Raw genomic sequence first — 23,991 nt, 5'->3', positions numbered from 1 at the left:
TCCGCCGACCACCGATCCGTCCCGGCCCGGCAGGCCTTGCCAGCCCCCATCGAGGGGGCCGTCAAGGCCGGGTGGCGTCGCCACCCTTTCCAGGCCCGCGCGCGGCGTTCCGGCAGCGGTCGGAGCAATATCTGACCTGATCCCAGTCCCGCGCCCATTTCTTGCGCCAGGCGAAGGGCAGGCCGCAGGCGGCGCAGGTCTTGTGAGGCAGGTCGGCCTTGCGGCGCATCTTGGGCATCGTCGTCTTTCCATCGGTGTCTGGAGATTTCGGCGCGGGCGTGGCAGAAGGCATCTCTGATCACAGGGGAAGTTGAGCATGAGCGACGCATTCGGCAAGGGCTGCCACCTGCATCTGATCGACGGATCGGCCTTCATCTTCCGCGCCTATCACGCGCTGCCGCCGCTGACGCGGAAATCAGACGGCCTGCCGATGGGCGCCGTCGCGGGGTTCTGCAACATGCTGTGGCGCTATGTCCAGAACGAGGACGGCAGCAGCGCACCCACCCATGCGGCGGTGATCTTTGACCATTCGTCCAAGACATTCCGCAACGAGATCTTCCCCGATTACAAGGCCAACCGCCCCGAACCGCCCGAGGATCTGCGCCCGCAATTCCCGCTGACCCGCGACGCGACCCGCGCCTTCAACATCGCCTGCATCGAGACCGAAGGCTATGAGGCCGATGACATCATCGCCGCCCTGTCCTGCAAGGCGCGCGACGCGGGCGGCAGCGTCACCATCATCAGCAGCGACAAGGACCTGATGCAGCTGGTCGGCAACGGCGTCGACATGCTGGACCCGATCAAGAACAAGCTGATCGGCCCCGATGAGGTGATGGAAAAGTTCGGCGTCGGTCCCGACCGGGTCATCGACGTGCAGGCGCTGGCGGGCGATGCGGTCGACAACGTCCCCGGCGCGCCCGGCATCGGCATCAAGACCGCCGCCCTGCTGATCAACGAATACGGCGATCTGGACACGCTTCTGGAACGCGCGTCCGAGATCAAGCAGCCCAAGCGCCGCCAGACGCTGATCGATCATGCCGACCAGATCCGCATCAGCCGCCGCCTGGTGGCGCTGGACTGCGACACGCCGCTGGATTTCACGCTGGACAGCCTGGAGGTGCGCGACCCCGAGCCGCAGACCCTGCTGGACTTTCTGGCCACGATGGAGATGCGGACCCTGTCGGCCCGCATCGCCGAAAAGCTGGGCGCCGAAGCCCCCGTCATCACCGCCCCGCCCGTGGCCGATGCGCCGGCCGCGCCCGAACAGCCCGCCATCGACACCGCCGCCTATGAAACGGTGACCGACATGGAGGCGCTGGATGCCTGGATCGCCGCCATCCGCGAAGCGGGGCAGGTGGCCATCGATACCGAAACGACCGGCCTGGACGAGATGCGCGCCGATCTGGTCGGCATCTCTCTGGCCGTGGCACCGGGCAGGGCCTGCTATGTCCCGTTGGGCCATGTGGCGGGGGGCGACGACCTGTTCGGCAAATCCGCGCGGGTCGATGGCCAGCTGGACATGCAGGCCGTGCTGGCGGCGCTGAAGCCCGTGCTGGAGGATGCGGGGGTCCTCAAGATCGGGCAGAACCTGAAATACGACTGGAAGATCCTGGCGCGTCTGGGCATCCGGATGGCGCCCCTGGCCGACACGATGCTGATGTCCTATGCGCTGAATGCCGGCACGCATAATCACGGCATGGACGAATTGGCCGAACGCTATCTGGGCCACAAATGCATCCCCATCAAGGAGCTGATCGGGTCGGGCAAAAGCCAGATCCATTTCGGTCAGGTCGCCATCGACAAGGCCGCCCCCTATGCCGCCGAGGATGCGGATGTTACGCTGCGCCTTTATCAGCATTTCCTGCCGATGCTGCCCGACCAGCAGGTGATGACCGCCTATCAGACGCTGGAACGCCCGATGATCCCGGTGCTGGCCGATATGGAAATGGCTGGCATCCGCGTCGACGGGGCGACCCTGAACCAGATGTCGAACGCCTTCGCCCAGAAGATGGCCCAGCTGGAGGATGAGATCCACGCGCTGGCAGGCGAAAAATTCAACATCGGCAGCCCCAAGCAGCTGGGCCAGATCCTGTTCGAGACGATGGGCCTGGCGGGGGGCAAGCAGGGCAAGACCGGCGCCTTCTCCACCAGCGCCGACGTGCTGGAGGATCTGGCCGCCGAAGGTCACGACCTGCCCGCGCGCGTCCTGGATTGGCGCCAGATCAGCAAGCTGAAATCGACCTATACCGACGCGCTGCAGACCTATGTGAACCCCGAAACGGGGCGGGTGCACACCAGCTATTCCATCACCGGCGCGCAGACGGGGCGCCTGGCCTCCAGCGAGCCGAACCTGCAGAACATCCCGATCCGGTCCGAGGAAGGCCGCCGCATCCGTCAGGCCTTCGTGGCCCCGGAAGGATACAAGCTGGTCAGCCTGGATTACAGCCAGATCGAACTGCGCATCCTGGCCCATGTCGCCGACATCCCGGCGCTGAAGCAGGCCTTCCGCGACGATATCGACATCCACGCCATGACCGCCAGCCAGATGTTCGGCGTCCCGGTCGAGGGCATGGACCCGATGATCCGCCGCCAGGCCAAGGCGATCAATTTCGGGGTCATCTATGGCATCTCGGGCTTCGGGCTGTCGCGCAACCTGCGCATCCCGCGGGCCGAGGCGCAAAGCTTCATCGATACCTATTTCGAACGCTTCCCCGAAATCCGCGCCTATATGGACAAGACGGTGGCCGACGCGAAACGGGACGGCTTCGTGCGGACTCTGTTCGGGCGCCGCATCAACACGCCGGGCATCAACCAGTCGGGCCCTGCGGCGGGCGGCGCACGCCGTGCGGCGATCAACGCGCCGATCCAAGGGGCAGCCGCGGACATCATCCGCCGCGCCATGATCCGCATGCCCGACGCCATCAAGGACCTGCCCGCGCGGATGCTGCTGCAGGTTCATGACGAACTGGTCTTCGAGGTGCGCGACGATGCCGTCGACGACCTGATCAAGACGGCCCGCGACATCATGGAAAACGCCGCCGAACCGGTCGTCAAGCTGTCGGTCCCCCTGACGGTGGAAGCCGGTCAGGGCATGAACTGGGCCGACGCGCACTGAACGGCCACATATCTCCTTTGTGCAAATACCCATGAAGGGCGGGGTCTTGCCCGCCCTTCACTTTCGGCGCGCCGGCTGATAACCCGCACGCACCCGGTCGCAGCCTACCCGGGTCACAAAAACAAGGGTTACAGATATGAAGACTGCTCTCGTCTGCTCCGGCGGACTCGATTCCGTTTCGCTGGCGCACAGCCTTGCCGGGCAGGGGCACCTGTCGCGCATCGTCAGTTTCGATTACGGCCAGCGCCACCGCAAGGAACTGGACTTTGCCGCCGCCTGCGCCCGGCGCCTTGGCATGCCCTTCCACCTGGTCGATCTGTCGGGCCTGGGTGCCGCGCTGTCGGGATCGGCCCTGACCGATGACATCGACGTCCCCGACGGCCATTACGCCGAGGAGACGATGCGCATCACCGTCGTCCCGAACCGCAACTCGATCATGCTGACCATCGCCTTCGGCATCGCGGCAGCCAATGGCGACGATGCGGTCGCGGCGGCGGTGCATGGCGGCGATCACTTCATCTATCCCGACTGCCGCCCGGCCTTCACCGATGCCTTCGGCGCGATGCAGAAGGCGGCGCTGGACGGCTATGCCGATATCGGCCTGCATGTGCCCTTCGTTCATGCGACCAAGGCCGATATCGTGGCCGAAGGCGCGCGCCATGCCACGCCCTTCGCGGAAACCTGGTCCTGCTACAAGGGCGGCGATCGGCATTGCGGGCGCTGCGGCACCTGCGTCGAACGGCGCGAGGCCTTCCATCTGGCGGGCGTCGCAGACCCCACGGATTACGCCGATCCCGACTATTGGCAGGCAGCCATCGCCGCGCATGAGGGGGCGTGATGTACAGGATCAGCAAGGAATTCCACTTCAGCGCCTCGCATCAGCTGGCGCATCTGCCGGGTGACCATCAATGCGCCCGCCTGCACGGGCATAATTACATCGTCGTGGTCGAACTGGCATCCGCCGATCTGAACGCGGACGGTTTCGTGCGCGATTACCACGAATTGAAACCGCTGAAGGATTATATCGACGGGACCTTCGATCACCGCCACCTGAACGACGTGCTGGACGGTCCCTCGACGGCCGAGAACATGGCGCGACATTTCTTCGACTGGTGCAAGGCCCGCTGGCCGGAAACCACCGCCGTCAGGATCAGCGAGACGCCCAAGACCTGGGCCGAGTACCGCCCATGACCCGCCTGCGCATCGCCGAGATCTTTGGCCCCACCATCCAGGGCGAGGGCGCGCTGATCGGCGAACCCACCGTCTTCATCCGCGCCGGCGGCTGCGATTACCGCTGCAGCTGGTGCGATTCGATGCATGCCGTGGACAGCGCCTTTCGCGACACATGGGCCCCGATGGAGCCCGCGCAGGTCTGGCAACAGGTGCGCGATCTGTCGGGGGGCGTGCCGCTGACGGTGTCGATTTCGGGGGGCAACCCCGCCATCCAGGATTTCGCCCCGGTGATCGCGATGGGCAAGGCCGAAGGATACCGCTTTGCCTGCGAGACCCAAGGTTCGGTCGCGCGGCCTTGGTTTGCGGATCTGGACATGCTGGTGCTGAGCCCCAAGCCGCCCTCCAGCGATCAGGTGGTGGATTGGGATGCCTTCGACGCTTGCGTCCAGGCGGGCCGGGGGGCGGGACAGACGGTGATCAAGATCGTAATCTTTGACGACCGCGACTATCTGTGGGCGCAGGATGCCGCCGCCCGCCATCCCGACCTGCCGCTTTACCTGCAGCCCGGCAACCCCGAGGTCGACCCCGATGTGCCGGTCGCGGCGCAGGATGTGGCGGACCGGTTGCTGTGGCTGGTGGACAAGGTGACGGCGGATCGCTGGTTCCGGCCGCGCGTCCTGCCGCAATTGCACGTGATGCTGTGGGGAAACCTGCGCGGGGTGTGATTGCGTCCCGCGACGCCGGGGGGCCTGCTGCCCCCCGGACCCCCCGCTGCCACCGCCTTAGCCGACCAGTTCGCCGCGCAGCGAATTCGTGGCGCTTTCGATGATGCGCACCTGCACCAGGTCGCCGATCTGGCCCTGCGGCGCGTCGACGAAGACCGAATGCAGGTAGTCGGATTTGCCGATCATCTGGCCCGCCTCGCGGCCCTGTTTTTCAAAGAGGACGCCAAGGGTGCGACCCACCATTTCCGCTTGGACGGCGCGTTGTTGGCGCGTCAGCAGGGCCTGCAATTCCTGCAGGCGGGCATCGGCCACGGCGGCCTCGACCTCGGGGCGGTCATAGGCGGGTGTGCCGGGGCGGGGCGAATACTTGAAGCTGAAGGCCGTGCCGAAGCCCACCTGTTCGACCAGGCGCAGCGTGTCGGCATGATCCTGGTCGGTTTCACCCGGGAAGCCGACGATGAAATCGCTGGTCAGCAGGATGTCGGGGCGGGCGGCACGGATGCGGTCGATCAGCCGCAGATAATGGTCCGCCGTATGCTTGCGGTTCATCGCCTTCAGGATGCGGTCGCTGCCCGACTGGACCGGCAGATGCAGATAGGGCATCAGCTGCGGCACGTCGCCATGGGCGGCGATCAGGTCGTCGGCCATGTCGTTGGGATGGCTGGTGGTATAGCGGATGCGGTCCAGGCCCTCGATCTCGGCGATGGCGCGGATCAGGCGGCCAAAGCCCCATTCGCGGCCATCGGGCCCCACCCCGTGCCAGCCATTCACGTTCTGGCCCAGCAGCGTCAGTTCGCGCACGCCGCGGGCGACCAAGCTCCGCGCCTCGGACAGGATGCGGTCGACGGGACGGCTGACCTCGGCCCCGCGGGTATAGGGCACCACGCAGAAGGCGCAGAACTTGTCGCAGCCCTCTTGCACGGTCAGGAAGGCCGCGGGGGCGCGGCGGGTGGCCATGCGTTCGGGCAGGTGGTCGAACTTGTCCTCGGCCGGGAAATCCGTGTCGATGTTCGGACCCTCGCCCCGCGTCATGGCGGGCAGGCGGTGATAGGATTGCGGGCCCACGACCAGATCGACCAGCGGCATGCGGCGGGTGATCTCGGCACCCTCGGCCTGGGCCACGCAGCCTGCGACGCCGATCTTCAGATCGGGTTTCGCGGCCTTCAGCGGCTTCAGCCGGCCCAGATCCGAATACAGCTTTTCCGCCGCCTTTTCGCGGATATGGCAGGTGTTCAGCAGGACCATGTCCGCATCGGCCTGGTCCTCGGTCAGGACATAGCCTTCCGCGCCCATGGCCTCGGCCATGCGCTGGCTGTCATAGACGTTCATCTGGCAGCCATAGGTCTTGATGAAGAGTTTCTTGGCCGCCGGGGCGGTCCTGGCTTGATCGGTCATGCCACGCTGTCCTTGGGGTTCGCGCGCTGATACAGGAAAGCGGGACGATTGGGAAGACGGGCATGGACAGCGATCTGGTCACGATCAGGAATATCGGTCCGGCGACGGCGGCATCGCTGATCGCCGCGGGCATCCCGGACGCCGCGACATTGCGGGCGATGGGGGCGGACGCGGCCTATCGCGCCATGCTGGGGATGGGCGAGCGTCCGCATTTCATCGGTTACTATGTGCTGCACATGGCCCTGCAGGGGCGACCGTGGAACGATTGCAAGGGCGACGAAAAGACCGCCCTGCGCGCGCGTTTCGATGCGCTGGTGGCCGATGTCGGGGGCGGCAGGCTGTCCGGCATCGAGGCCGAGCTGGATGCCATCGGCCTGCGCCGCCCCCGGACCGGTCATTCGTCCTTCTGAAGGGTCTCGAAGCGCAGGCCCTTGGCGCTGCGGTCGGGGAAGCCCGCCCAATAGCTGTGATCGGCGGTCGGCTGGCCGGCATCATCCAGCGCCGTGACCCCGTCGTCCGAGGCGGGCGTCAGGTCCAGGAAGCGCGCCTTGTCCTCCTCACCCTTCAGGTGCAGGTCGAAATAGGCGGTCGCGAAATGCTGCAGGATGTTGTTCATCCGCACCGTGTCCCAGACCGCATCGGCGTAATGGTCGAAGGGCGCACGGCCCAGGCTGTCGGAATGCTGCCACGCTTCGACCGGCGCGGGCATGGCGGCGGCGGCATTGTGGTTGGCGTCATCGAAGGTCAGCAGGTGGCGCGTGGTGGCGGTGGTCTGGTCGAAGATCTGGCGGATCGCGTCATATTGCGACACGTCGTCGGCGCCGCCCGCGACCAGCATCAGCGGCTTTTGGAAACCTGCCAGCCCCTCGGCATCCCAGAATTCGTACTGGCGGCCCCAGGGGGCGATGGCGATGACGGCCTTGACGCGCGGATCGACCAGTTCGGCATGGTCGTCGCTGCCCGATTGCAGGCGGGCCAGCAGGGTCTGCGGCGGCACGAAGCGTTCGGGCTGGTCGCGCGTGACGGCGGTTTCGGAAAGCCCCGCGCCCCCAAAGATCATCGCGCCATAGCCCCCCATGGAATAGCCGACGACACCGGTCTTCTCGGCATCCGTGATGGCGCCCAGGTCGTCCTCCAGCGCCGCCATGCTGTCCAGCAGAAAGCGCTGGTCCACCGCACGGTTCACCAAGGTCGACGTGAAGGGCCCCATGTCGTCATAGGTGCTTTCGGGATGGTCGGCGGCCACCACGACATAGCCCTTGGATGCCATGTTCTCGGCCAGGTGGCTCAGCAGATAGCGGTTGCCGGGAAAGCCGTGGGACACGATCAGCAGGGGGAAGGTCCCGTCCGCAGGCGTCGCGTCGCGGCTGGCGCGGCCATGCAGCTGGATCTGCGTTTCGCCGTCGCGCAGCATGGTGTCGTAGGCGACGCCCGGCGCGGTCCCCTGGGCGGCGGGATACCAGATCTCGGCCTGCAGGCTGCGCGGTCCCCGGGGGGGCGTGTCCGTCGCGGTGGCGGCCTTGACGTCGATGCGGTCGGGGTCGGTGAATTCCGCCGCCCGCACGCCGACGGGGAAGGGGCCATAGGGGGCCAGTTCCGGGGCGTCGGGGCGGATCATGTCGATGCGGTTCACCTGTGCCTCCTGCTGGGCATCCTGGGCTGCCTCTTGTGCGGCAAGCGGCGCGGCGCAGGCCAGCGCGGCGGCGGCGGCCATCATAAGCTGTCTCATGCGGGGTCCTCCTCGGGGTTCGTGCAGACTGTGCATGGGGTTCGCGCAGCTGACAAGCGTGACGGGCGGTCATCGGGGCGATGCCGAAAGGCCCCATTGAACGCGCGCTGCGGCGCGGATAGCCTGCCCTCAAGATCCGGTTGAGGAGCATCACCATGACGACACCGCAAAGCTGGGAAGCACGCGCCGACGAATATTCCCTTTACGGGTTCACCGACCTGCCAAGCGTGCACAAGCGCGGCGCGGTCGTGCTGACCCATGGCGAAGGCCCCTATGTGGTCGACGTGAACGGCAACCGTTACCTGGATGCCAATTCGGGCCTGTGGAACATGGTCGCGGGCTTTGACCACAAGGGTCTGGCCCAGGCCGCCAAGGACCAGTACGACCGCTTTCCGGGCTATCACGCGTTTTTCGGGCGGATGTCCGACCAGACGGTGATGCTGTCGGAAAAGCTGGTCGAGGTGTCGCCGTTTTCGCGCGGCAAGGTCTTCTATACCAATTCGGGTTCGGAAGCGAACGACACCATGGTCAAGATGCTGTGGTTCATGCACGCCTCGGAAGGCAATCCGCAAAAGCGCAAGATCATCACCCGCTGGAACGCCTATCACGGCGTGACGGCGGTGTCGGCCAGCATGACCGGCAAGCCCTATAACGAGGTGTTCGGCCTGCCGTTGCCGGGCTTCATCCATGTCGGCTGCCCGCATTTCTGGCGCTATGGTGCCGAGGGCGAGACCGAGGATCAGTTCACCGCCCGCCTGGCGCGCGAGCTGGAGGAAACGATCCAGAAGGAAGGCGCCGACACCATCGCGGGCTTCTTTGCCGAACCGGTGCAGGGCGCGGGCGGCGTCATCCCGCCCTCCAAGGGGTATTTCCAGGCGGTCATGCCGATCCTGAAGAAATACGGCATCCCGATGATCTCGGACGAGGTGATCACCGGCTTTGGGCGCACGGGCAACACCTGGGGCGCGCAGACCTATGATTTCATGCCCGACGCGATCATCAGCTCCAAGAACCTGACGGCGGGGCTGTTCCCGATGGGGGCGGTGATCCTGGGGCCGGAACTGGCCGACCGCCTGCAGGCCGCGATCGAGAAGATCGAGGAATTCCCGCATGGCTTCACCGCCTCGGGGCATCCGGTGGGCTGCGCGGTGGCGCTGAAGGCCATCGACGTGGTGATGAACGAGGGTCTGGCCGAGAACGTCCGCAACCTGGCGCCGCGCTTCGAGAACAATCTGCGCCAGCTGGCGACCAATCCCAACATCGGCGAATATCGCGGCGTCGGCTTCATGTGGGCGTTGGAGGCGGTCAAGGACAAGGCGACCAAGACCCCCTTCGACGGGTCGCTTTCGGTCAGCGAGCGCATCGCCAACACCTGCACCGACATGGGCCTGATCTGCCGTCCCCTGGGCCAGTCCATCGTCCTCTGCCCGCCCTTCATCATGACCGAGGCGCAGATGGACGAGATGTTCGAAAAGCTGGACAAGGCCTTGGGCAAGGTCTTCGCCGAAGTCGCCTGACGCCTCCCTTGACGGGCCTGACATTGCGACGCCCGGCCCGTCAAAGGGCCGGGCGTTCGTCCATGGGGGCGGGTTTCATGGGATCCGCAGGGGCGCCATGTCGCCCTGATGCCAGACCGGCCCGTCCTTGCCGAAATCGACCGCCACGGCGCCCGTGCGGCGCAGGCTGGCCGGATCGAACAGCAGGCAGTCGGGCGTCTTCAGCCCCGTCTTTTCCGCCGCCACGACGATGCGTTTCGCCCGGCACGCTTTGGCCGCGCGTTCGCCCGACCCCTTGCCGGTCAGGTGCCACAGCTGCCAGCCGTCCGGCAGATCCGCCCACCGGTCGCGGGTGTCCCCCTGCCAGGCGGGGCGGGCGGCCGAGATGTCCTGCGCGGCCATGTCGCCATCTTCCTGCAGCCAGGACGAGGTGACGAAGGACCCGCCCTTGGGTTTGGACATCGCGCGGCCCTGATCGGTCATCAGGCCCACGGCCTTGCCCTCGGGGGCGATCAGGATCAGGGGGCGATGGGCGGTCGCCCAGATGGCCGCGGCCGCCACCATCATGGCAAGCCCGCTGGCCAGCCCGCAGGTCTGCGCCATGCTGCGTTGCGCCTTGGCACGCCAGCACAGGATGGCCAGCACGGCGCCGAATTCCATCATCGGGATGACGGCGGCAGGGGGTTTGGACACCGCCATGACCGCGCCGCCCAGACCCGCCACGTATTCCGCCACCAGCAGCATCCATTGCGTGCCGATCCCCATGACCCACAGCGCCGGCGCCTCGGCCCCGACCAGCGCCAGAATCGCGCCGATGACGCCTGCGGGCATGACCAACGTGCCCATGACCGGCACGGCCAACAGATTGGCCAACAGCCCGTATTGCGCCATCCGGTTGAAATGCGCCGCAGCGATCGGCGAGGTGGCCATCGCCGCCACCAGCGACGACACGATCAGCATCGCCAAGGGCCGGATCCACCAGGGGACATTCGGTGCGATCCGCGACCAGGGGCCATAGCTGATGATCAGCGCGATGGTGGCCGCGAAGCTCATCTGGAAACCCGCGCCGGTGACGGCTTCGGGGGTGAGGATCAGGATGACGGTGCCCGCCAGCGCCACCGAACGGAAGGATATCGCCCGTCGGTCGGCCAGGATCGCGCCCAGCATGACGGCGACCATGACGAAGGCGCGTTCGGTCGCCACGCCCCCGCCCGACAGCCACAGATAGGCCGCCGCCGCCGCCAGCGCACCGCCCGCCGCCCATTTGTGCAAAGGCCGGCCCAGCCCGATCCCCGCACCCTGCACCGCCACGGTCAGCAACCGCAGACCCGAATAGACGAAGCCCGCCAGCATCCCCATGTGCAGCCCCGAGATCGAGATGATGTGGTAGAGGTTCGAGGCCCGCATCACCTCGTTCGTGTCCTCGGAAATGCCCGACCGGTCCCCGGTCATCAGCGCCGACGCCACCGCGCCCGCCTGTCCGCCGATCCGGTCGCGGATGGCGGCGCTGACCTTCAGCCGTGCGCGATGCAGCCACCAGAGGCCGCCCTGGGGCAGGGCCACCGACATGATGGGCGTGCGCGCATAACCCACCGCGCCCAGTTCCTGAAACCAGGCATAGGTGCGGAAATCGAAGCTGCCGGGGGACGCGGGCGGTGACGGTGGACCCAAATGCCCGGTCAGCATGACCCGCTGGCCCAGGGGGGGCAGGTCGGCATCGGGGTCCATCAGCGACAGGCGCACCTTGGCGGGCGTGCGGTCGGGCGCCAGATCGCGCAGCAGCACCTGATCCAGCGTGACCCGCATCCGATCGCGCGAGGATCGGTCGATCTCGGTCACGCGCCCTTCGATCGGGCCGTAATAGCGCCATTCCAGCACGGGGGCGGCCACCTGGGCGGCGCGGAATGCCGCCAGCCCCGTCCCCAGGCCCACCAGCATCACCGCCAATGCCGCCAGATGCAGGGCATCGGCGGCCTGCCAGCCGATCAGTCCCCGGCCGGCGCTCCGATGCACCCGCAATGCGACCGCCAGTGCCACCGCCACCAGCATGGCCAGTGCGGACCATTGCCACGCGACCAGCAGCGCAGGCCGCCAGAACCATAGCGCGATCCCCATCGACAGTAGGACAGGCACCCAGGGGAACAGACCCGCGCGCGCGGCGGCGGCAGGGCGGGGACGAATGGCGGCTGCCGGGCGCATCGCCGGGGCCGCGCCCGTTTGGGGCAACATCCTTGTCCTTTCGCGGCCTGTTGATTATCAATTGCGCGCAAGGATGGCATGGCGACCGTTACCAAAGCGTTAACGCCCGATCGCCCGTGTCGCATCACGATATTTTCCGAAGGCTCACATGTCCGAAACCCCCTCTGTCGTCACCCGTTTCGCCCCTTCGCCCACCGGGTACCTGCATGTCGGGGGCGCGCGCACGGCCCTGTTCAACTGGCTTTACGCCCGTGGCCGGGGCGGCAAGTTCCTGCTGCGGATCGAGGATACCGACCGCGTCCGGTCGACCCCCGAAGCCACCGCCGCGATCCTGAAGGGTCTGGAATGGCTGGGCCTTGACTGGGACGGCGAACCCGTCAGCCAGTTCGAACGCAAGGACCGCCATGCCGAGGTCGCCAACCAGATGCTGGCGGCGGGCACGGCCTACAAATGTTTCTCGACCACCGAGGAAATCGCCGCCTGGCGCGAGGAAAACCCCCGTCAGCCTTTCATCAGCCCCTGGCGTGACGCGACGGAACTGCCCGATGCGCCCTATGCGATCCGCCTGAAGGCCCCGCGCGACGGCGAGACCGTCATCGCGGACCAGGTTCAGGGCGATGTGCGCGTGGCCAACGACCAGCTGGACGACATGGTGCTGCTGCGCAGCGACGGCACGCCCACCTATATGCTGGCCGTGGTGGTGGATGACCACGACATGGGCGTGACCCATGTGGTGCGGGGCGACGATCACCTGACCAACACCGCGCGCCAGATCCAGATCTATGACGCGATGGGCTGGGACCGCCCTGTCTTTGCCCATATCCCGCTGATCCACGGCGAAGACGGCAAGAAGCTGTCCAAGCGTCACGGCGCGGTTGGCCTGCATGAGTTCGCGGCCCTTGGCTATCCGCCGGCGGCGATGCGCAACTATCTGGCGCGCCTTGGCTGGAGCCATGGCGACGACGAGCTGTTCGACGATGCGCAGGCCCGCGAATGGTTCGACCTGACGGGCATCGGCCGTGCGCCCGCGCGGTTGGATTTCAAGAAGCTGGAGCATGTCAGCGGCCATCACATCGGCCAGATGGCCGATGCCGATGTCATGAAGGCGTTGCAGGATTACGTTAGGGAATCGGACAACGAGTCCCTGACGCAGGTGCAGCATCAGCGCATCGAGGCCGCCATGCCCGCCCTGAAGGAAAAGGCGAAAACGCTGCCTGCATTGCTGAGCCAGGCCCGTTTCGCGCTGGTCGAACGCCCCATTCAGGTGGACGATAAGGCGGCCAAGAACCTGGACTCGGTATCCCGTGGTATGCTGAAATCATTGACTGCCGCAGTGCAGAATGGTAGCTGGACCCGAGACGAGCTGGAGGAGGCCGCCAAGCAGGTCGCGGAACAACACGGCGTGGGCCTGGGCAAGATCGCCGGCCCCTTGCGGGCTGCCTTGGCAGGGACCAGCGCCACCCCCAGTGTGTTCGACATGATGACTGCGCTTGGTCGCGACGAAACGCTGGCCCGGCTTCAGGACCAGACCGATTTGGCAGGCTGAAGCCTGCTTTCACTTGTCCGCATGGCCTGTCCGTTTTGATGACGCGCCATGCGGCTTAGCCGGAAAGGACGTACAGGATGGCAGACAAGAGCGCCACACTGCGAATCAACGACAAGGATTACGAACTTCCGATCCTCAGCCCGACGCAGGGGCCGGATGTCCTGGACATCCGCAAGCTGTACGGCCAGGCCGACGTCTTTACCTATGACCCCGGCTTCACCTCGACCGCCAGCTGCGATTCGACCATCACCTTCATCGATGGCGACAAGGGAGAGCTGTGGTATCGCGGCTATCCCATCGAACAGCTGGCCGGCCAGTCGAACTATCTGGAAGTGTGCTATCTGCTGCTCTATGGCGAACTGCCCACGACCGAGCAGATGGAAGATTTCCGCACCCGCGTGACGCGTCACACGATGGTGCATGAACAGATGCACAACTTCTTCCGCGGGTTCCGCCGCGATGCGCATCCGATGGCCACGATGGTCGGCGTCGTCGGGGCCATGTCGGCCTTTTACCACGACAGCACCGATATCGGCGATCCCTGGCAGCGCGAGGTCGCCTCGATCCGCCTGATCGCCAAGCTGCCGACGATTGCCGCGATGGCCTATAAATACTCGATCGGTCAGCCCTTCGTGTATCCCAACAACGAATTGGATTACGCGTCCAACTTCCTCAACATGTGCTTCTCGGTCCCGGCCGAGAAATACAATGTCGATCCCGCCCTGGCACGCGCGATGGACCGCATCTTCACGCTGCATGCCGATCACGAACAGAACGCCTCGACCTCGACGGTGCGTCTGGCCGGGTCGTCGGGCGCGAACCCGTTTGCCTGCATCGCGGCGGGCATCGCCTGCCTGTGGGGTCCGGCCCATGGCGGCGCCAACCAGGCCTGCCTGGAAATGCTGCGCGAGATCGGCACCGTCGACCGCATCCCCGAATTCATCGCCCGCGCCAAGGACAAGGACGACCCGTTCCGCCTGATGGGCTTTGGTCACCGCGTCTACAAGAACTTCGACCCGCGCGCGAAGGTCATGAAGGAATCGGCCGACGAGGTTCTGGATCTGCTGGGCGTGGGCAACAACCCCACCCTGCAGGTCGCCAAGGAGCTGGAGCGCATCGCGCTGGAGGACGAGTATTTCGTCTCGAAGAAGCTCTATCCCAACGTCGATTTCTATTCGGGCATCATCCTGGAGGCGATGGGCTTCCCCACGTCGATGTTCACGCCGATCTTCGCGCTGTCGCGCACGGTCGGCTGGATCGCCCAGTGGAAAGAGATGATCGGCGATCCGCAGAACAAGATCGGCCGCCCGCGCCAGCTGTATGTCGGTTCGGAAAAGCGCGATTACGTCGATTTCTCGAAGCGCTGAGATCGGTTGAATGCAGGAAGGGGCCCCGTTCGCGGGCCCCTTTTTCATGCGGCAACGAAGGGCTTGCGTGACGGGCGCGGCGATGGCAATGGATCGGGCATGAGTGAACATGATCAGGCGAAAGCGCCCAAGCTGGCGTTGGTGACGGGGGCCTCGCGGGGTCTGGGGGCGGCCTTGGCCGAGGAACTGGCGGCGCGAGGATACCACGTGCTGGCGGTGGCCCGGACGGTGGGCGGCCTGGAGGAACTGGACGACCGCGTCCGGTCGGCGGGCGGGCAGGCGACCCTGGCCCCGATGGATGTGGGCGAGGCCGCCGCGATGCAGCAGATGGCGCAGGCCATCGAAAGCCGTTGGGGCGGGCTGGACTTGTGGGCCCATTGCGCGGTCCATGCGGCGCCGATGTCGCCCGCCCCCCATATCGAGGGGCGCGACTGGTCGAAATCGATGCTGATCAATGTCGAGGTGACGCGCGGGTTGATCGCCCTGTTGGAACCTCTGCTGCGTCGCAACGGCGGCACGTCGCTGTTCTTCGACGATCCGCGCGGCGGGCAGAAATTCTTTGGCGCCTATGGGGCCACCAAGGCGGCGCAGATCGCGCTGGCGCGGACTTGGCAGGCCGAAACCGCCCGCATGGGCCCGCGCGTGGTCATCGACAGCCCCGCGCCCATGCCGACCGCCGTCCGCGCCCGCTTTTTCCCGGGTGAGGAGCGCGACAAGCTGGCTTCCTGCAAATCCGAGGCCCTGCGCATCCTGAACGCGCTGTAACCTTGCGTCCCGCGGCGAGGCGGGGGGCTGCCTGCCCCCGCACCCCCCGGGCGTCGCGCCCTTAGGTCAACGGGCGCGTCGCCTGTTCCAGCCAAGCCCGGTCGGTTTCGTCCAGCGCGTCGGACAGGGCGTCGCGGACCTGCGCGTGATAGCCGTCCAGCCAATCCCGTTCATCGCCCGACAGTGCCGCGACATCGATCAACCGCTGGTCGATGGGGCAGAGCGTCAGCGTGTCGAAGCCCAGCATCTGGCGTCCCGGCTCGGCCTCGACCGGTTGGATGGCGATCAGGTTTTCCAGGCGAATGCCGAAGGCTCCTTCGCGGTAATAGCCCGGTTCGTTCGACAGGATCATCCCCGCCTCTAGCGCGATGTCGCTGGCGCGGCTGACGCGGATCGGGCCTTCGTGGACGCAAAGCGCCGCGCCGACGCCGTGACCGGTGCCGTGATCGAAGTCCAGCCCCTGGGCCCACAGAAATTGTCGCGCCAGCGCATCCAGGTGACCCCCCGTGACGCCCTTGGGAAAGCGCGCGCGGCTGAGCGCGATCATCCCGCGCAGCACCGCCGTGAAGGGCGCGACGGCATCGCGGTCAATGGTGCCGATCGGCACCGTCCGCGTGATGTCGGTGGTGCCGCAGTCATATTGCCCGCCGCTGTCGATCAACAGCAGGTCGCCATCCGCGATGGGACGGTTGGATGCCTGTGATACGCGGTAATGGACGATGGCGCCGTTCGGGCCCGCGCCCATGATGGTGTCGAAGCTGATGTCGAGGATGCCCTGGTCGCGTCGGAACTGCTCCAGCTGGCGGACAACGTCGATTTCCGTCAGCGTGCCGGGGGCCTGGCGGTCCAGCCAGGACAGAAGGCGCACCATGGCGATGCCGTCCTGTTGGTGGGCCTTGCGCATGCCCAAAAGTTCCGCCGTGTTCTTGCGGGCCTTGGGCAGGATGGCTGGGTCCGAACCGCGCGCGATATCCGTGCCCGCGGCTTCCAGGATGCGGAAGGCGGCCTCGGGGGCGGTGACGGGATCAAGGCGGACGGGGCCTTCCAGGTCGGTCAGCGCCGCCGACAGGGCGTCGGGCGGCAGGATGGTGACCTGGTTGCCCAGATGGGCGCGCATGTCGTCGTCGAACTTGGCAGGGTCGGCAAAGAGCGCCATCGCGCCGCTGTCCGACAGCACCGCAAAGGACTGCACGATGGGGTTCTTGGGGACATCGCTGCCGCGGATGTTCAGCAGCCAGGAAATCGAATCCGGCAGCGACAGCAGGGCGGCGGCCTGACCTTCGGCCTTGAGTTCGGCGGCAAGGCGGGCACGCTTGTCCTGCGCCGTTTCGCCGGCCCATTCGGCGGGGTGGGCACGGGTCCGGCCCACGGGGGCATCGGGGCGGTCGGGCCAGATGGCGTCGACCGGATTGGCGTCGACGGCGATCAGGCCGATATTGCTGCCCTCCAGCGCGCGCTCCATCCCCTCGATTTCCTTGCGGGTATGCAGCCAGGGGTCGAAGCCCACGCGCCCACCCTTGGGCAGCGCCTCTCGCAGCCAGTCGGAGGGGCGGGTTTCGGGCCAGGGAACCGGGGTGAAATGGGCCGCGTCGATCTGGCTGCGCACCTGCACGCGATAGCGGCCGTCGATGAAGACGCCTGCCTGATCCGTGGTGACGATCGCAAATCCCGCGCTGCCGGTGAAGCCTGTCAGCCAGGCCAGGCGCGCATCGGCATCGGCGACATATTCGCCCTGATGGGCATCGGCACGCGGCACGATGAACCCCGCCAGGTCGTGGTCGCGCAGGGTCGCGCGCAGGTCCGACAGGCGCTGCGGGTGGTCATTGCCGCCGGCCGGGTCGTCGAAGGTCTGGAAGGGGGTCATAGGTCGATGGCCTTCATGATCTGCGGTTCGATCACCTGCACGCCGGGCAGGGCCTGCACCATCACCGACGCATCCTGTTCCAGCGCATCGAAGGTCTTGTAATGGCAGGGGATCACCGTCTTGAAGTTGAAATAGCGCTTGGCGGCATAGCTGGCGCGGCTCATGTCCATGGTGAAATGGCCGCCCGCGCAAAGGATGCCGATATCGGGTTTGTGCAGGTCGCCCATCCAGTCCATGTCGGCCATGATGTCGGTATCGCCCGACAGATAGATGACATGGCCTTCCGCGGCGATCATGTAACCGGCCTCGGCGCCGGCATAGATCGGGCCGTCGGGACCGCTGAGCGAGCTGGAGTGGCAGGCATTGACCATCGTCACCTGCACGCCCGCCAGATCGACGGTGCCGCCCTTGTTGAAGCCGATGCCTGCGATCTTGTGATCCGATTCCCAAAAGCTGATCAGGTCGAAGATGCCCACGACGGGGATCTGCAATTCGCGGGCCAGGGACAGGGCGTCGCCGCTGTGATCGCCATGGCCGTGGGTCAGCAGGATATGGGTCGCGCCTTGGATGGCCTGATCGCGCTGGTCCTGTGGAAAGGCGGGGTTTCCGGTCATCCAGGGGTCGATCAGGATCACGGCATCCCCGGTTTCCAGTCGAAAGCCGGAATGTCCAAGCCAGGTCAGTTTCATCATGGGCTCCTTGATGGCAATGTCGCGCAAAGCTTAGCGGCGCGAGGGCGCAGTGACCACAACATCCGCCGTGGCCTGCCGGTTGCTTCAGGTGACGGCGGCGGCATCGTCCAGACGCAGGCGCAGGCGTTCGCGCCCGCCCCATGTGGACAGTTCCAGCTTGCCCGCCAGGTGAAAGCGACGGCCCTTGGCGCCGATCAGCGCGGGTCCCAGGGGGCCGTCCATGGCGCCCCAGGCGACGGCCTCCATCGCGGGGGCGCTGGGGGTGCGGAAGGACAGCCGCAGATGCCGGTCCCCCATGGTCGAGGCGCTGTCGATCAGCTGGTCGGCAAAGGCAAAGCGCGGCGCGGGGGCGGCCTGGCCATAGGGGCCCGCATCCTCCAGCATCCTGAACATGTCGGGCGTGGCCCCCGCCGTTTCCAGCAGCCCCGAGATGCGCAGATCGCCGCCGCCGGTGCGGCCCGCCAGATCGCGCTCCAGCAGGTCCGACAGCCGCGCCATGGCGGCGGGGATCTGGTCCTCGGCCACGGTCAGGCCGGCGGCCATTTCATGCCCGCCCCCCTTGATCAGCAACCCTTCGCGGGCCAGCCGCTGGATGGCGCGGCCCAGATCGACGCCCGGAACCGACCGGGCCGACCCCTTGCCGATGCCGCTGTCCACGCCGATCACCACGGATGGCAGGTCGGTGGCCTCTTTCACGCGGGCGGCGACGATGCCGACCACGCCCGGATGCCAGCCCTGACCGGCGGCCCAGGACAGGCGGGTTTCCATGCGGGCCTCGACCTGGGCCAGGGCCTCGGTGCGGACGGCGGCCTCGATGGCGCGGCGGTCGCGGTTCAGGTCGTCCAGCTGCTTGGCCAGCTGCGCCGCCTGCGCCGGGTCGCGCGACGCCAGGCATTGCGCGCCCAGATCGGCGCGGCCCACGCGGCCCCCGGCATTGATGCGCGGTCCCAGCAGGAACCCCAGGTGAAAGGCCGCGGGCGGGCCGTCCAGCCGGGCGATGTCCGACAGCGCCACCAGCCCCGGCCGCTGCCTGCGGGCCATGACCGCCAGACCGGACCGCACGAAGGCGCGGTTCACGCCCACCAGCGGCGCGACATCGGCGACGGTCGCCAGCGCCACCAGATCCAGCATCGCCATCAGGTCGGGCTGCGGCAGGCCCTTGTCGCGCAGCAGCCGCCCGCATTGCACCAGCGTCAGGAAAACGACGCCCGCCGCGCAGAGGTGGCCAAGGCTGCCGTCTTCGTCCACGCGGTTTGGGTTCACAACGGCAAGTGCCGGGGGAAGGGTCTCGCCGCCCAGATGGTGGTCCAGCACGATGACCTGCGCGCCCTTGGCCGCCGCCAGCGCGTCATGGCTGAGCGTGCCGCAATCGACGCAGATGATCAGGTCATGTTCCGCGGCCAGCGCCGCCATGGCGGGTTCGTTCGGGCCGTATCCTTCGTCGATGCGGTCGGGAATATAAAGCGTCGCCTTGCGCCCCTGCTGGTACAGCCAGTCGATCAGCAGCGCTGCCGAGGTGCCGCCATCGACGTCGTAATCGGCAAAGATGGCGATGCGTTCGCCGCCTGTGGCGGCCGCGACGATGCGGTCCGCGGCGGTCTGCATGTCGCGCAGGCTCAGCGGATCGGGCAGCAGGTCGCGCAGCTTGGGCGCCAGGAAGGCCTGCGCGTCCATCGGTTCGACCGCGCGTTCGGCCAGCACGCGGGCAACGGGCAGGGGCAGCGACGCCTGCTGCGCCAGGCCTTCGGCGCGGCGTTCCAGATCGGCGGCGGGGCCGATCCAGCGCCGTCCGGAAACCGATGTATCGATGCCCAGGAATGCCACGTCGCGCCCACCTTTGTCTTGAAACGAATGTCGTGGCGCTTCATTAGCCTAGTTGACCGGGTTGCGGTAGGTCATGCGCCGGACCGATCCGGTGGCCGAACGCATCAGGACCGTCTCGGTTGTCAGGAAGCCGGGTTCGCGCTGGACGCCCGCCACGACCAGCCCATCCGTCACGCCCGTCGCGGCAAAGACGACATCGGCGCGCACCATGTCCTGCAGGGCATAGATCCGGTCGGGTTCGGTCAGCCCCGCATCGCGGGTCCGCGCGCGATCCTCGTCATTGCGCAGGACCAGACGCCCCCAGATCTGCCCGCCCATGCATTTCAGCGCGCAGGCCGCCAGCACGCCCTCGGGGGCGCCGCCGATGCCCATGTAGATGTCGACCCCGGTCAGCTCGGGTTCGGCCACGTGGATGACGCCCGGAATATCCCCGTCCGAGATCAGCCTGATCGCCGCGCCCGTCTGGCGCAGTTCGGCGATCATGTCCTCGTGCCGCGGGCGTTCCAGGATGCAGACGGTGATGTCGCGCATGTCGCAGCCGCGAAACTGGGCCAGCGCGTGCACCCGTTCGGCGGGGGGCATGTCCAGATGCACCAGGTCGGCCGGATAGCCCGGCCCGATGGCCAGCTTGTCCATATAGACCTGGGGCGCGGCCAGCAGGCTGTCGCGGGGCGCCATGGCGACGACGGTCATGGCATTGGCCTTGCCCTTGGCGGTCAGGGTGCTGCCCTCCAGCGGGTCCAGCGCGATGTCGACGTCGGGGCCCTTGCCGGTCCCGATGGATTGGCCGGTATAGAGCAGCGGGGCCTGGCCCGGCGCGCCCTCGCCGATGACGATCCGACCGGTCATGGCCATTTGTGCCAGCTGGTCCTGCATGGCGGTGGCGGCCGCGTGATGGGCGGCGCGTTCGTCACCCCGTCCGATGAACGGGGCCGAAGCCTGGGCCGCAGCCTCGCTTGCGCGGCTCAGTCCCAGTGACATCAGGCGGTCGTTGAAATCCCCTGGCGCGGTCATGTCGGTGGTGTCCTTGTCCTCATCCCCCGACCGCTTCTAGGGGGGCGGACCGGGGCGGACAAGACCGGGCGCGGGGCGCGCGTCAGCTTTCGCTGAGTTCCAGCGCCAGCGCATGGATGCGCGGCACGATGTCGCCAAGCCGGTCATGGACCAGGCGGTGGCGCTGCAGCCGCGTCAGGCCGGCGAAGGCGGGGCTGGCCAGGCGGATGCGGAAATGGCTTTCGCCACCCTCGCGGAATCCTGAATGGCCCCGGTGGCTTTCGCTTTCGTCCAGGATTTCCAGCTGCGTGGGGGTCAGGCCCTGCAGCCGCTCGGTCATCTCATCCGCAATCATCCGCATAACTTTTCGTCAAGCCCTTTCATGTGCCGCCAGATAGCATAGACTGCCGCCTCCGAGTCGCAAAGGTGCCCCAACCATGAGCAAGAACGACCCGTTTGGTTTCGACATTTCGGCTGCCAAGGACAAGAAACGCAAGTCCAAAGGCCGTCGAGGGATGTCGGGTGCCTTCGAAACGTCGACCCGCGTGTGCGAACGCGAGGGTTGTGACGAACCCGGTCAGTATCGCGCCCCCAAGAATCCGCGAAACCTGGATGACTATTTCTGGTTCTGCAAGGATCATGTCCGCGAATACAATGCCAACTGGAATTATTTCCAGGGCCAGTCCGAGGAGGAATTCCAGCAGTTCATCGACAATGCCACGGTGTGGGAACGGCCGACCAAGCCCTTCCGCAAGAGCGTCGAGGAACAGAAATGGGCCCGCCACGGCGTCAGCGATCCGCACGAGATCCTGGGCGCGAACGGCACCGCCCCCGAAGCGCGCGCGCAGGTCAGCACGCGAAAGCTGCCGCCGACCGAGCGGCGTGCGTTGGACATCCTGGAAGCCAAGGACAGCTGGACCCGCCCCGAGATCCGCAAGAAATACAAATCGCTGGTCAAGGATCTGCATCCAGACATGAACGGCGGCGACCGTTCCGACGAGGATCGCCTGTCCGAAGTGGTCTGGGCCTGGGATCAGATCAAGGACAGCCGCTTTATCCGCGACTGATCACGGCAAAAGGGGGCGATCGGCCCCCCTTACTGCCGATTTCGGCGCGGACGCAGCGTCGCCAGCATCAGCAGCCCCAGCAGAACCAGAAGCGGCGCATCGCCGACCCTGATCCAGACCGTCGGGGGCAGGGCGCCGGGCAGCGGGGCGTCGATCTTTCCCATCTGACGCATGCCAAGCTGGTCGCGGATGCGGCCCTTGGCATCGATCATGGCGCTGACGCCCGTATTGGCCGCCCGCGCCACCGGCAACCCGCTTTCGATGGCCCGCAGCCGCGCCTGCGCCAGGTGCTGATATGGCCCCGAGATATTCCCGAACCACGCGTCATTCGTTGCCTGCAGAATCCATGCGGGCCGCGTGGCCAAGTTGCGCAGATGCTGGGGGAAGATCGCCTCGTAGCAGATCAGCGGCTGGAAGGGCGGCAGACCCGGTTCGTCGATGACCTGCGGCCCCGCCCCCGAGGAATAACCATTGCCCTGCTGGGCGGCAAAGGCGCCGACCCCGAACCGGGCCATCAGGTCGCCCCAGGGGATGTATTCGCCGAAAGGCACCAAGTGGAACTTGTCGTAGAGCTGCGTCACCTGTCCGCCCGGCTGGACCAGCGCCAAGCTGTTGAAATAGCGCGAATCCTCGCGGCGCTGGATGCCCATCACCAGGGGCGCGCCCGCCGCGTCGGACATGGCGGGCAGGATCGAGGCGGCGTCCTCCAGCAGGAAATTGACGGCGGTTTCGGGCCAGATGACCAGATCGCGCGGACCGGCTTCGTTCGACAGGGTCAGCAGCCGTTCAAAGAAGACCTGCGACCATTCGGGGTCCCATTTGAGGTGCTGCGTGGCATCGGGCTGGACGATGCGGACGGTCAGATCGGTGTCGGCGGGACCGGGACCCGCCAGCCGCGACAGGCCGAAGGCCCATGCCGCCCCGACCGACAGGATGACGGCCAGGGCGCCGGGCAGATGGGCGGCCGCCCGTGGCCAGTCGGGACGCCACAGCAATGTGGGCAGGGCCGCCAGCGCCAGCGTGAACGCGCCAAGGCCCAGGGCACCGCCCCATGCGGCCAACTGCGCCACCGGCGTGTCGATCCAGGCATGCCCGATCAGCGCCCAGGGAAAGCCGGTGAAGATCCACCCCCGCAGCCAATCCGACATCGCCAGTGCCGTGGCGATGCCGATCGCCTGCCAGCGCCAGTTCCGCGACCAGATCGCCGCCAGCCAGGCAGGCAGCGCCCAGAACAACGCGCCCCCCAATGCCATCAGCACCAGCGCGAAGGGGGCCATCCAGCCATAGATCTCGGGTTCGACCAGGAAGGGTTCGACGATCCAGAACAACGCCAGGGCGAACCAGCCGAAGCCCGCGACCAGCGCATGCCAGAAAACGGCGGCCGGGCGCTTTCGCGCCAGCCGCCAGATCAGGATTGAAAGAACGAAGGGGGGTGCGGCCCAGATGCCGAAGGGCGCAAGGCCCAGGGCACCGACTGCGCCCAGCAGCAGGTCCGGCCAAAGCTGTCGCAGGGGCGGTCGGCCCCTGCGATGCAGCCGTGGCGGAATCTGGCTGGACGCCGCCGAGGTCATCAGGCCTCGGAGGTCGTGTCCTTGGCGGGCGCCTCGGCTGCTGCCTCGGGGTCGGCCTTCTTGCGGCGGGTGCGCTTGGGCTTTTCGGCCGTCACGTCCTCGGGGGTGTCGTCGGTCTTCTTGCGACGGGTGCGCTTGGGCTTGGGGGCCTCTTCGGCGGCTGCGGGGGCGGTTTCGGTTTCACCGGCCTCCGCGGGTTTCGCGGCCGGCTTGCGGCTGCGCGTGCGCTTGGGCTTTTCGGCGGTCGCCTCCTCGGCCACAGCGGCGTCGGCCTCGGTCATCTCGGGCTTCTTGCGGCCGCGGGTGCGCTTGGGCTTGGCGGGGGCTTCGGGCTGTTCAGCAACCTGTCCGGTGGGCTGTGCATCCGATGCCGCATCGGTCGCCACGTCCCGAGCCGGAGCTTCAGCCGCGGTTTCGGCGGGCGTCGCGACCAAGGGAGCTTCCGCGACCGGCGCATCGACCGGCTTGTC

20 protein-coding genes are annotated in these 23,991 nt (G+C 66.9%); 10 read left to right on the top strand and 10 right to left on the bottom strand.

The features are described from left to right. Positions 1–61: 61 nt before the first annotated feature. Positions 62–238, bottom strand: a complete 177-nt coding sequence (locus IE00_RS07340) for a DUF2256 domain-containing protein (RefSeq protein ID WP_072296437.1) — start codon at positions 236–238, stop codon at positions 62–64. Positions 239–316: 78 nt separating this feature from the next. On the opposite strand from IE00_RS07340, the gene polA reads away from it, so the two are divergent. From polA to queE, 4 genes are all read left to right on the top strand, one after another. Next, entirely contained in the window at positions 317–3,115 is a 2,799-nt protein-coding gene (gene polA / locus IE00_RS07335) for a DNA polymerase I (protein ID WP_072296436.1), read from the top strand. A 136-nt stretch (positions 3,116–3,251) separates the two neighbouring features. Further along, on the top strand, positions 3,252–3,953 hold the full coding sequence (gene queC / locus IE00_RS07330) for a 7-cyano-7-deazaguanine synthase QueC (RefSeq protein ID WP_072296435.1): 702 nt from the start codon (positions 3,252–3,254) through the stop codon (positions 3,951–3,953). Then, a complete protein-coding gene (queD, locus tag IE00_RS07325) occupies positions 3,953–4,306 on the top strand; it encodes a 6-carboxytetrahydropterin synthase QueD (protein WP_072296434.1) in 354 nt (117 codons plus the stop codon). The genes queC and queD overlap by 1 nt, the downstream gene beginning before the upstream one ends. Beyond that, entirely contained in the window at positions 4,303–5,013 is a 711-nt protein-coding gene (queE, locus tag IE00_RS07320) for a 7-carboxy-7-deazaguanine synthase QueE (RefSeq protein ID WP_072296433.1), read from the top strand. The genes queD and queE overlap by 4 nt, the downstream gene beginning before the upstream one ends. Before the next feature lie 57 nt (positions 5,014–5,070). On the opposite strand, the gene miaB is transcribed toward queE, so the two are convergent. Continuing rightward, positions 5,071–6,408, bottom strand: a complete 1,338-nt coding sequence (gene miaB, locus IE00_RS07315) for a tRNA (N6-isopentenyl adenosine(37)-C2)-methylthiotransferase MiaB (protein WP_072296432.1) — start codon at positions 6,406–6,408, stop codon at positions 5,071–5,073. Positions 6,409–6,470: 62 nt separating this feature from the next. Between miaB and IE00_RS07310 the strand changes: the two genes are divergently transcribed. After that, on the top strand, positions 6,471–6,818 hold the full coding sequence (locus tag IE00_RS07310; protein ID WP_072296431.1) for a TfoX/Sxy family protein: 348 nt from the start codon (positions 6,471–6,473) through the stop codon (positions 6,816–6,818). Here IE00_RS07310 and IE00_RS07305 read toward each other — a convergent pair. Continuing rightward, positions 6,803–8,137, bottom strand: a complete 1,335-nt coding sequence (locus tag IE00_RS07305; RefSeq protein ID WP_083554157.1) for an alpha/beta fold hydrolase — start codon at positions 8,135–8,137, stop codon at positions 6,803–6,805. The genes IE00_RS07310 and IE00_RS07305 overlap by 16 nt on opposite strands. Positions 8,138–8,292: 155 nt before the next feature. Between IE00_RS07305 and IE00_RS07300 the strand changes: the two genes are divergently transcribed. Continuing rightward, positions 8,293–9,654, top strand: coding sequence for an aminotransferase (locus IE00_RS07300; RefSeq protein ID WP_072296430.1), 1,362 nt, complete (start codon positions 8,293–8,295; stop codon positions 9,652–9,654). A gap of 75 nt (positions 9,655–9,729) precedes the next feature. On the opposite strand, the gene IE00_RS07295 is transcribed toward IE00_RS07300, so the two are convergent. Continuing rightward, positions 9,730–11,862 carry a ComEC/Rec2 family competence protein gene (locus tag IE00_RS07295; RefSeq protein ID WP_083554155.1) on the bottom strand — a complete coding sequence of 711 codons (2,133 nt, stop codon included), beginning with the start codon at positions 11,860–11,862 and terminating at the stop codon, positions 9,730–9,732. 118 nt (positions 11,863–11,980) lie between these two features. On the opposite strand from IE00_RS07295, the gene gltX reads away from it, so the two are divergent. The 3 genes from gltX (at position 11,981) to IE00_RS07280 (ending at position 15,510) form a co-directional block, all read left to right on the top strand. Beyond that, the gene (gltX, locus tag IE00_RS07290) at positions 11,981–13,378 is read left to right on the top strand and encodes a glutamate--tRNA ligase (protein ID WP_072296429.1); all 1,398 of its coding nucleotides are present in this window, start codon (positions 11,981–11,983) and stop codon (positions 13,376–13,378) included. Positions 13,379–13,455: 77 nt separating this feature from the next. Beyond that, the gene (locus IE00_RS07285; protein ID WP_072296428.1) at positions 13,456–14,745 is read left to right on the top strand and encodes a citrate synthase; all 1,290 of its coding nucleotides are present in this window, start codon (positions 13,456–13,458) and stop codon (positions 14,743–14,745) included. Between the two features lie 99 nt (positions 14,746–14,844). Further along, positions 14,845–15,510, top strand: a complete 666-nt coding sequence (locus IE00_RS07280) for an SDR family oxidoreductase (RefSeq protein WP_072296427.1) — start codon at positions 14,845–14,847, stop codon at positions 15,508–15,510. Between the two features lie 61 nt (positions 15,511–15,571). On the opposite strand, the gene IE00_RS07275 is transcribed toward IE00_RS07280, so the two are convergent. The 5 genes from IE00_RS07275 to IE00_RS07255 form a co-directional block, all read right to left on the bottom strand. Continuing rightward, positions 15,572–17,374 carry an aminopeptidase P family protein gene (locus IE00_RS07275; protein ID WP_072296426.1) on the bottom strand — a complete coding sequence of 601 codons (1,803 nt, stop codon included), beginning with the start codon at positions 17,372–17,374 and terminating at the stop codon, positions 15,572–15,574. Next, complete coding sequence (locus IE00_RS07270) at positions 17,371–18,063, bottom strand: metal-dependent hydrolase (RefSeq protein ID WP_072296842.1); 693 nt, start codon at positions 18,061–18,063, stop codon at positions 17,371–17,373. Before IE00_RS07270 ends, IE00_RS07275 begins: the two co-directional genes overlap by 4 nt. An 87-nt stretch (positions 18,064–18,150) precedes the next feature. Beyond that, a complete protein-coding gene (gene recJ / locus IE00_RS07265) occupies positions 18,151–19,890 on the bottom strand; it encodes a single-stranded-DNA-specific exonuclease RecJ (RefSeq protein WP_072296425.1) in 1,740 nt (579 codons plus the stop codon). 48 nt (positions 19,891–19,938) lie between these two features. Continuing rightward, positions 19,939–20,904 (bottom strand): class II fructose-bisphosphatase, encoded by a 966-nt coding sequence (glpX, locus tag IE00_RS07260; RefSeq protein ID WP_072296424.1) that lies wholly within the window; start codon positions 20,902–20,904, stop codon positions 19,939–19,941. Between the two features lie 82 nt (positions 20,905–20,986). Then, complete coding sequence (locus IE00_RS07255; RefSeq protein ID WP_072296841.1) at positions 20,987–21,238, bottom strand: BolA family transcriptional regulator; 252 nt, start codon at positions 21,236–21,238, stop codon at positions 20,987–20,989. Between the two features lie 82 nt (positions 21,239–21,320). On the opposite strand from IE00_RS07255, the gene IE00_RS07250 reads away from it, so the two are divergent. Then, positions 21,321–21,950: a J domain-containing protein gene (locus tag IE00_RS07250; RefSeq protein ID WP_072296423.1), complete on the top strand. Its 630-nt coding sequence runs from the start codon at positions 21,321–21,323 to the stop codon at positions 21,948–21,950. 29 nt (positions 21,951–21,979) lie between these two features. Here the strand turns inward: IE00_RS07250 and lnt are convergent, their stop codons facing one another. Next, positions 21,980–23,521, bottom strand: coding sequence for an apolipoprotein N-acyltransferase (gene lnt / locus IE00_RS07245; RefSeq protein WP_083554153.1), 1,542 nt, complete (start codon positions 23,519–23,521; stop codon positions 21,980–21,982). Positions 23,522–23,991: the final 470 nt, after the last annotated feature.

Source organism: Paracoccus sp. SM22M-07 (assembly GCF_001887735.1).
Lineage (GTDB): Bacteria > Pseudomonadota > Alphaproteobacteria > Rhodobacterales > Rhodobacteraceae > Paracoccus.
Note: the sequence above shows the minus strand (reverse complement) of the source record. Positions and strands in the feature narration are given on the sequence as shown.